Source organism: uncultured Murdochiella sp., assembly GCF_902488755.1.
Taxonomy (GTDB): Bacteria; Bacillota; Clostridia; order Tissierellales; family Peptoniphilaceae; genus Murdochiella.
In genome coordinates, this window is record NZ_CABTXF010000053.1 from 1 (window position 1) to 7,688 (window position 7,688).

16 protein-coding genes are annotated in these 7,688 nt (G+C 50.8%); all 16 read left to right on the forward strand.

The window, feature by feature from the left end; translation table 11 throughout:
- A complete protein-coding gene (gene rpsH / locus RDL68_RS05560; protein ID WP_308540690.1) occupies positions 1-342 on the forward strand; it encodes a 30S ribosomal protein S8 in 342 nt (113 codons plus the stop codon).
- Between the two features lie 12 nt (positions 343-354).
- Positions 355-894, forward strand: coding sequence for a 50S ribosomal protein L6 (rplF, locus tag RDL68_RS05565; RefSeq protein WP_308540691.1), 540 nt, complete (start codon positions 355-357; stop codon positions 892-894).
- A 12-nt stretch (positions 895-906) separates the two neighbouring features.
- Positions 907-1,263: a 50S ribosomal protein L18 gene (gene rplR / locus RDL68_RS05570; protein WP_308540692.1), complete on the forward strand. Its 357-nt coding sequence runs from the start codon at positions 907-909 to the stop codon at positions 1,261-1,263.
- Between the two features lie 16 nt (positions 1,264-1,279).
- Positions 1,280-1,777 (forward strand): 30S ribosomal protein S5, encoded by a 498-nt coding sequence (rpsE, locus tag RDL68_RS05575; RefSeq protein WP_308540693.1) that lies wholly within the window; start codon positions 1,280-1,282, stop codon positions 1,775-1,777.
- Between the two features lie 10 nt (positions 1,778-1,787).
- Entirely contained in the window at positions 1,788-1,970 is a 183-nt protein-coding gene (gene rpmD, locus RDL68_RS05580; RefSeq protein ID WP_308540694.1) for a 50S ribosomal protein L30, read from the forward strand.
- A gap of 10 nt (positions 1,971-1,980) precedes the next feature.
- Positions 1,981-2,430, forward strand: a complete 450-nt coding sequence (rplO, locus tag RDL68_RS05585) for a 50S ribosomal protein L15 (protein WP_308540695.1) — start codon at positions 1,981-1,983, stop codon at positions 2,428-2,430.
- Entirely contained in the window at positions 2,430-3,707 is a 1,278-nt protein-coding gene (secY, locus tag RDL68_RS05590; protein ID WP_308540696.1) for a preprotein translocase subunit SecY, read from the forward strand. Before rplO ends, secY begins: the two co-directional genes overlap by 1 nt.
- Positions 3,708-3,722: 15 nt before the next feature.
- On the forward strand, positions 3,723-4,364 hold the full coding sequence (locus RDL68_RS05595) for an adenylate kinase (protein WP_308540704.1): 642 nt from the start codon (positions 3,723-3,725) through the stop codon (positions 4,362-4,364).
- Positions 4,361-4,672, forward strand: coding sequence for a KOW domain-containing RNA-binding protein (locus tag RDL68_RS05600; RefSeq protein WP_308540697.1), 312 nt, complete (start codon positions 4,361-4,363; stop codon positions 4,670-4,672). Before RDL68_RS05595 ends, RDL68_RS05600 begins: the two co-directional genes overlap by 4 nt.
- Positions 4,672-4,890: a translation initiation factor IF-1 gene (gene infA, locus RDL68_RS05605; RefSeq protein WP_019190257.1), complete on the forward strand. Its 219-nt coding sequence runs from the start codon at positions 4,672-4,674 to the stop codon at positions 4,888-4,890. The genes RDL68_RS05600 and infA overlap by 1 nt, the downstream gene beginning before the upstream one ends.
- A 9-nt stretch (positions 4,891-4,899) precedes the next feature.
- On the forward strand, positions 4,900-5,013 hold the full coding sequence (gene rpmJ, locus RDL68_RS05610; RefSeq protein ID WP_019190256.1) for a 50S ribosomal protein L36: 114 nt from the start codon (positions 4,900-4,902) through the stop codon (positions 5,011-5,013).
- Between the two features lie 12 nt (positions 5,014-5,025).
- Positions 5,026-5,370, forward strand: a complete 345-nt coding sequence (gene rpsM, locus RDL68_RS05615) for a 30S ribosomal protein S13 (RefSeq protein WP_308540699.1) — start codon at positions 5,026-5,028, stop codon at positions 5,368-5,370.
- A gap of 11 nt (positions 5,371-5,381) precedes the next feature.
- A complete protein-coding gene (gene rpsK / locus RDL68_RS05620) occupies positions 5,382-5,783 on the forward strand; it encodes a 30S ribosomal protein S11 (protein WP_308540700.1) in 402 nt (133 codons plus the stop codon).
- 11 nt (positions 5,784-5,794) lie between these two features.
- The gene (gene rpsD / locus RDL68_RS05625; protein WP_308540701.1) at positions 5,795-6,382 is read left to right on the forward strand and encodes a 30S ribosomal protein S4; all 588 of its coding nucleotides are present in this window, start codon (positions 5,795-5,797) and stop codon (positions 6,380-6,382) included.
- A 58-nt stretch (positions 6,383-6,440) separates the two neighbouring features.
- Positions 6,441-7,397, forward strand: coding sequence for a DNA-directed RNA polymerase subunit alpha (locus RDL68_RS05630; RefSeq protein ID WP_308540702.1), 957 nt, complete (start codon positions 6,441-6,443; stop codon positions 7,395-7,397).
- Positions 7,398-7,413: 16 nt separating this feature from the next.
- Positions 7,414-7,688, forward strand: a 275-nt coding sequence (gene rplQ, locus RDL68_RS05635; RefSeq protein ID WP_308540703.1) for a 50S ribosomal protein L17, incomplete at its 3' end; no start/stop codon positions are given.

The window sequence follows — 7,688 nt, forward strand, 5'->3', positions numbered from 1 at the left end:
ATGAAAAAACACGAATCCGTCGAAGTTCCCGCATCCAATATGAAAAAGAATCTGGCACAGATTCTGTTGGATGAAGGATACATCAAGGGATTCACCGTCGTGGAAGACAATAAGCAAGGCATGATCACGATTGACTTGAAATATGTCGATGATCAGCGTGTCATCTCCGGTCTCAAACGCATCTCCAAGCCTGGTCGCCGCGTTTATGTACGCGCCAACGAGGTTCCTCGCGTTTTGGATGGTCTGGGCATGGCAATTCTTTCGACTTCGCGCGGCGTGTTGACGGATAAGCAGGCACGTGAACAAGGTGTCGGCGGCGAAGTGATCTGCTACATTTGGTAAGGGGAGGTAATTATGTCAAGAATTGGATTGAAGCCGATTGACATCCCCGAAAAAGTGGACGTTTCAGTCGACAACACCAACACGGTCACGGTCAAGGGACCGAACGGCGAACTTTCGCAGCAGATTCCCGCCATGTTCAAAATTGAGCAGGAAGGCAATGTGATGCATGTTGTTCGTCCGGATGATGAGAAAAAGACGCGCTCGATGCATGGTCTCTATCGCACGTTGATTGCCAACATGCTGGAAGGCGTAACCACCGGTTACACCAAGAAGATGCATATCGAAGGAAGCGGTTATCGTGCGCAGAAGCAGGGCAAAACGCTGGTGATGAACCTCGGTTTCTCGCATCAGGTACAGATGGCTGATCCGGATGGTATCACCACGGAAGTGCCGGACGACCGCACGATTATCGTCAAAGGCGCGGATAAACAACAGGTTGGCAATTATGCCGCCAATATTCGCAAATGGCGTTTGCCTGAGCCGTACAAAGGCAAAGGTATCCTTTATGAAGGAGAACAGGTACGCCGTAAAGAAGGTAAAACAGGCAAGTAAGGAGGCGCTTAGATGGCACAATCTACAAAAAATGCAAATCGGTTGGCGCGTCATGCCCGTGTTCGCAAAAAGATTTCGGGCACTGCGGATCGTCCGCGCCTGAACGTCTATAAGAGCAATATGAACATGTATGCGCAGATTATCGATGATGAAGCCGGCGTAACGCTCGTTTCGGCATCGACACTCGACAAAGATGTAGAAGTTAAAGGTTCCTCGGTGGAGTCCGCAAAAGCTGTGGGCGAAGCAGTAGGAAAGAAGGCTCTTGAAAAGGGCATTGAGACGGTCGTCTTCGATCGCTCCGGCTACATCTATCACGGCAAGGTAAAAGCGGTTGCCGATGGCGCCCGTGAAGCCGGCCTTAAGCTGTAACCGGGGAGGAGGAATCATGTATAAAGAAGACAACAAGCAAGAGCTTGAAGAAAAAGTCGTCTCGATTAACCGCGTCTCCAAGACCGCTAAAGGTGGTCGTACGGGCCGTTTTGCCGCTATTGTCGTTGTAGGCGACAAAAAAGGACGTGTCGGCATCGGTACGGGAAAGTCGCTTGAAGTACCCGATGCGATCCGCAAAGGTTCCGAAGAAGCCAAACGCTCGATGGTGAATGTTCCGCTTGTCGGTACCACCATTCCGCATACGATTATCGGCCGCGATGGTGCTGGACGTGTTCTGTTGATGCCGGCAAAAGAAGGTACCGGAATTATTGCCGGTGGTCCGGTGCGTGCGGTCTGCGAAATGGCGGGCATTACCGACATTCGCGCCAAATCGCTGGGTTCTTCGAATGCGCGCAGCATCGTTAATGCGACGATGAACGGACTGCTCACCATGAGAACGGCTGAACAGGTTGCTCGTCTGCGTGGCAAGAGCGTAGAAGAAATTCTGAAATAGGAGGCCGGCCATGAGTATGTTAAGAATCACGTTAAAGAAGAGCTTCATCGGCCGCCAAGAAAAACAGATTAAAACGGCGAAAGCGTTAGGCTTGACGAAAGTCGGTCGCACGGTTGAGCATGAGGATAACCCGTCCATTCGTGGCGCTATCCAGAAGATTGGTTTCATGCTTGATGTCGAGGAAGTACAATAGGAGGTCGATCATGAAATTACATGAATTAAAGCCTGCACGTGGCGGCGAAACCAAAGAGCGTAAGCGCGTCGGCCGTGGTCATTCCTCCGGTTGGGGCAAATTCGCCGGTCGCGGTCGCGATGGACAAAATTCGCGTAGTGGCGGCGGCGTTCGTCCGGGTTTCGAAGGTGGTCAGATGCCTTTGTTCCGTACTCTGCCGAAACGCGGATTCCATAATCCGTTTTCCAAGCAGTATGCGGTGGTGAATTTAGACGATTTGAACGGCTTTGATGAGGGGGCTGTCATCACGGCAGAGAGCCTCGTAGAAGCTGGCATCATCCATCAGAATGAATTGGTGGATGGATTAAAAGTTCTCGGCAATGGAGAACTGGAAAAGAAATTTACGGTTCAGGCAACCAAATTCTCCAAGTCTGCCGAAGAAAAAATTCAAGCGGCAGGTGGAAAGGCTGAGGTGGTCTGATGCTTTCCACACTCAAGAATGCTTGGGCAACAGAACAGACAAGAAAGCGTATTGAGTTTACGGTATTGATGCTTATTGTTCTCCGTCTCGGTAATGCGCTGCCGATTCCGTTTGCCAACTTGCAGCTTATCAACCAGATTTATAATTCGGTGCAGGGTAGCCTGCTCGGCATCATGAACATGATCAGTGGTGGCGGATTGGCGAACTTGAGTGTTTTGGCTTTGGGTGTTGGCCCCTACATTACGTCCTCCATCGTTATTCAGCTTCTGACGTTCGCGATTCCGCAACTGGAAGAGATTTCCAAAGAGGGAGAAGAAGGACGGAAGAAGATTCAACAGTATACGAAATATCTGGGCATCGCTTTAGCGGTGGTTCAGGCATTTGCACTGGTGCAGGGCATTTTCTCCGGCGCATTCGGTAACGGTGGCGCTATGGAAAAGGCGATTGCGGTTCTGGTTATGGTTGCCGGCGCATCCTTTGTGGTGTGGATTGGCGATCTGATTACCGAACATGGGGTCGGTAATGGCGTATCCTTCATTATCTTCTTGGGCATTGTTGTACAGATGCCGGGAAGATTGTACGGGATGATTCAAGGTGTTATTCACGGCAAAATGAACATTTTGGTTCTTTTGCTCATCATTGTCCTGACGATTGCGATCACCGTCATAGTCGTTCTGCTCAATGAAGGGGAACGCAAAGTACCCGTACAATATGCCAAACGTGTGGTCGGTCGTAAAATGTACGGCGGACAAGCGACGCACATTCCCATTAAAGTGAATATGGCAGGCGTTATGCCGATCATCTTCGCTTCGGCATTGCTGGCCATTCCGCAGACGTTGGCACTGCTCTTTGGCGGTGGGGTTCAGCGCTTTGTGGCGCAGTATATGACACCGCAGGGCTGGCTTGGTTTCATCGTGCAGAACGCATTTCAGGTGTTGCTGATTGTCCTGTTTGCCTATTTTTACAACTCCATTCAGTTTAACGCCTACGAGTATTCGCGTAATTTGCAGCAATCCGGTGGCTTTATCCCGGGCATTCGTCCGGGAAAACCGACTACGGAATATCTACAGCGCATAGTCGGACGCATCACGTTGGTCGGCGCTATTGTATTAGCGGTTCTCTCGGTCATTCCGGGCTTGGTGAACAAGATCTTCTCGGTGAGTCTCGGCTTCGGCGGAACATCGATCATCATTGTGGTCGGTGTTGTGCTGGAAATGGTGCGTACGCTGGAGGCGCAATTACAGATGCGCCATTATCGCGGCTTCTTAAAGCGTTAAGAAAGAGAGGCTATGATGAGGCTCGTATTACTTGGTCCTCCGGGAGCAGGAAAGGGCACGCAGGCGAAAAAGCTGGTCGAGCGCTTTCATTTGTCGCATATCTCTACGGGCGACATCTTCCGTGAGAATATTAAGAATCAAACGGAATTGGGGAAAAAGGTCGAGAGTTATCTTTCCTCCGGACGTCTGGTGCCGGATGAACTGACGATTGCGATGCTATGGGATCGCCTCGACCGAGAAGAAGAGCAAGGCTTTTTGCTCGATGGTTTTCCGCGAACGCTGGAACAGGCGGATGCGCTAAAAGCCGGTCTTGCAGAACGGGGTCGTCCTTTAGACGCCGTCCTCTCCATCGAAGTGGCGGAGCAGGTGCTGGTCAAGCGGCTGGCGGGCAGACGAATATGTCCGCATTGCGGCGCCTCCTTCCATATTACCGATCAACCCCCTCAAAAAGAGGGCATCTGTGATACGTGCGGCACGAGTCTTGTTCAGCGACCCGATGACAGCGAGGAAACAGTGCAGAATCGCATTGATGTCTATCGCGAGCAGACGGAACCTCTTGTTGCGTATTACGAAAAAGAGGGGATTCTCGTGCACGTCGATGGCGATCGCCCGGTGGACATCGTGTTTCGTGCCATTGAAGCGGCAATAAACGCATGACGGTTGAGGCGAATATGAACCGGCCATGCCCTCTCGTTGTCGGTCAAGTGGTGCGATCCAAGGCAGGACACGATAAAGGCAAGGTCTTTCTCGTACTGGATTGTTGTGATGCAAAACATGTTCACGTGGTGGACGGGCGAACAAGATCGCTTGCCCATCCCAAGAAGAAGCGTGTGATTCATCTGCAGCCTTTTCGGGCTGTGGTGTCCGAGTTACAGACGATGAGTGAGGATGCGGTATGTGATGACGCCGCCATCCGCAAATGGTTAGCCCCATACGAGGCGGCACACACGAAGGAGGAAAGCTGATGTCATCAAAAGACGTGATTGAAGTCGAAGGCGTCGTCAAAGAGCGACTTCCAAACGCCATCTTCATCGTCGAGCTGGAAAACGGGCACGATGTCATGGCCCACATTTCCGGAAAACTGCGTATGAACTACATTCGCATTCTGGAAGGGGATCGCGTGACCGTGGAGTTGTCCCCCTATGATTTAACCAAGGGACGCATCACGTGGAGAAAGAAATAGGAGGAAGCAATGAAAGTCAGACCATCAGTAAGAAAGATGTGTGATAAATGCAAGATCATCAAGCGTAAAGGTCGCGTGATGGTGATCTGTGAAAACCCGAAGCACAAACAGCGTCAAGGCTAAGGAGGTACGACTTTGGCTCGAATTTCCGGGGTGGATTTACCCAAAGAAAAGCGTGTGGAGATCGGTTTAACGTATATCTACGGCATCGGTCGTGCACGTTCCAACGAAATTTTGAAGAATGCGGATGTAAATCCGGACACGCGCGTACGTGATCTTTCGGAATCGGAAGTACAGCGTATTCGTGAGCAGATTGCGGAGTATCACGTCGAAGGCGACCTTCGTCGCGACGTTTCCATGAACATTAAACGTCTCCGTGAAATCAACAGTTATCGTGGCAGCCGTCATCGTCGCAACCTTCCGGTTCGCGGGCAGAACACCAAAAATAATGCCCGCACGCGCAAGGGTCATAAGAGATAAAGGGGGATGTTATGGTAGCGCAAAAGAAAGTCACCAGACGCGGAGGAAAACGCCGCGTAAAAAAGAATATTACCAATGGTCAGGCTCATATCATCTCGACCTTTAACAATACGATCGTGACGCTTTCCGACTTAAACGGAAATGTAATTTCTTGGGCGTCTTCGGGTCAGTTGGGATTCCGTGGTTCGCGCAAATCCACGCCCTATGCGGCGCAGCAATGCGCGGAAGAAGCCGCACAAAAAGCGATTGACCAGGGTCTCAAGACCGTCGAAGTATATGTAAAAGGACCGGGCTCAGGTCGTGAATCCGCCATTCGTGCATTGGAGACGGCGGGTCTTAGCGTAACGCTGATCAAGGATGTTACGCCCATCCCGCATAACGGCTGCAGACCGCCGAAGAGAAGAAGAGTGTAACGGAGGCAATCATGGCAAGATATACCGGACCGATTTTGAAACGTTGCCGCGCCTTGGGTATTGAACCCCAAGTGGTCGGCATCGATAAGAAGAGCCGCCGCAATCCTAAGCGCAACACGCGCAAGTTAAGTGATTACGGTATGCAGCTTCGTGAAAAACAAAAAGCAAAATTCATCTACGGCGTCTCGGAAAAAGCATTCCGCAATCTGTTTGGTCGTGCTACCCGCATGAGTGGTCAGGCAGGTTGGAATCTTCTGAAACTGCTGGAACTGCGCTTTGATAACGTAGTGTACCGTATGGGATTTGCTTCGACTCGTGCCCAGGCTCGTCAGCTCATCGTTCATGGTCATTTTGACCTGAACGGGCATAAGGCGACCGTGCCTTCCATGACGTTGGAGGTGGGCGACGTTATTAATGTTCGTGAGCGTTCACGCAAGAATGCGTTTTTCAAGAACACCGAAGAAAACATCTGGAATCAGATGCCCTGGGTTTCGGTAGACGAAGAAAAACTGCAGGGTCGTATTCTCTCCGAGCCGATGCGCGACAACATCGACTATCCGATTGAAGAGACACAGATTGTCGAGTTGTACTCGAAGTAATTCTCCCGTAGCGCGACGTTGGAATCGAGTTCGACAGAACAGAAGGGGAGGCTGATCCGTGGTAGATCGACTCAATACAAAAGTTGAAATCCTTGAATTGGATGAACATAAGAACTATGGACGCTTTAGTATGTCTCCGTTAGAGCGCGGATACGGGACGACAATCGGAAATTCGCTTCGCCGAGTGTTGCTCTCTTCCTTGCCGGGTACGGCGGTATCCAACATCAAGTTTGATGAAGGTGTTCCGCATGAATTTACGACCATTCCCGGCGTTCTCGAAGATGTGCCGGAAATTGTGTTGAATATGAAAGGCATTGCGGTACGTCGTCTGCAGGGGCATGGCGAAGAAGTAACGCTGCGCCTGGATGTGGAAGGTCCGAAGATTGTTACGGCTCGTGACATTCAGGAAAGTACAGAGGTAGAGATTGTTAATGGCAATCATTACCTGTGTACGCTAAATGCGGACGGCGAGATTCACATGGAACTGACCGTGATTGACGGGGAAGGCTATGCGCTTGCCGACCAGAATAAAGACGCGGATGATCCGATTGGCACCATTGCCATTGATTCCTCCTTCACTCCGGTGAAGAAAGTCAATTTTGAGGTGCAAAATACGCGCGTTCAGCAGATTACCGACTACGATAAGCTCATTTTGGAAGTTTGGACAGACGGTACGGTCACGCCGCAGGAAGCGACTTCGCAGGGGGCAACGATTCTGATGGATCATCTGCGCCTGTTTACGGAGCTGCCTGCATTCGTCGTGGAAGAACAGGATGAGGCGAAAGAACCGGAGTCCGAAGAAAATGCGTTGTTGCAGAAGCCTATCGAAGATCTGGATCTGACGCTACGCAGCTATAATTGCCTGAAGCGTTCCGATATTCATACGCTGGGCGACATTATCCGTATACCTGCGGACGAGTTGGCCAAGATTCGTAATTTTGGCAAGAAGTCCTATGCCGAGGTAGAAGAAAAAGTGCTGACCTTTGGCTTGGAACTCAACCATTCGCAAGAGTAACTGTAAGGAGGAGACATTGGCGAATTTACGAAAGTTGGGAAGAAGAACCGATCATCGCACAGCCATGCTGCGTAATTTGGTCTCATCCCTTTTCCTGAACGGTCGAATCACGACCACCGTCACCCGCGCCAAAGAAGCACAGAAGATGGCGGAAAAACTGATTACTGAGGCAAAAAAAGGAACCTTAGCCGGCAACCGTGCGGTTTCTTCTGCACTGTACAGCAATGATGCTGCCCGTAAGGTGGTGGAAGAGATTGCTCCGTCAATGAAGGACCGTAATGGCGGCTATAC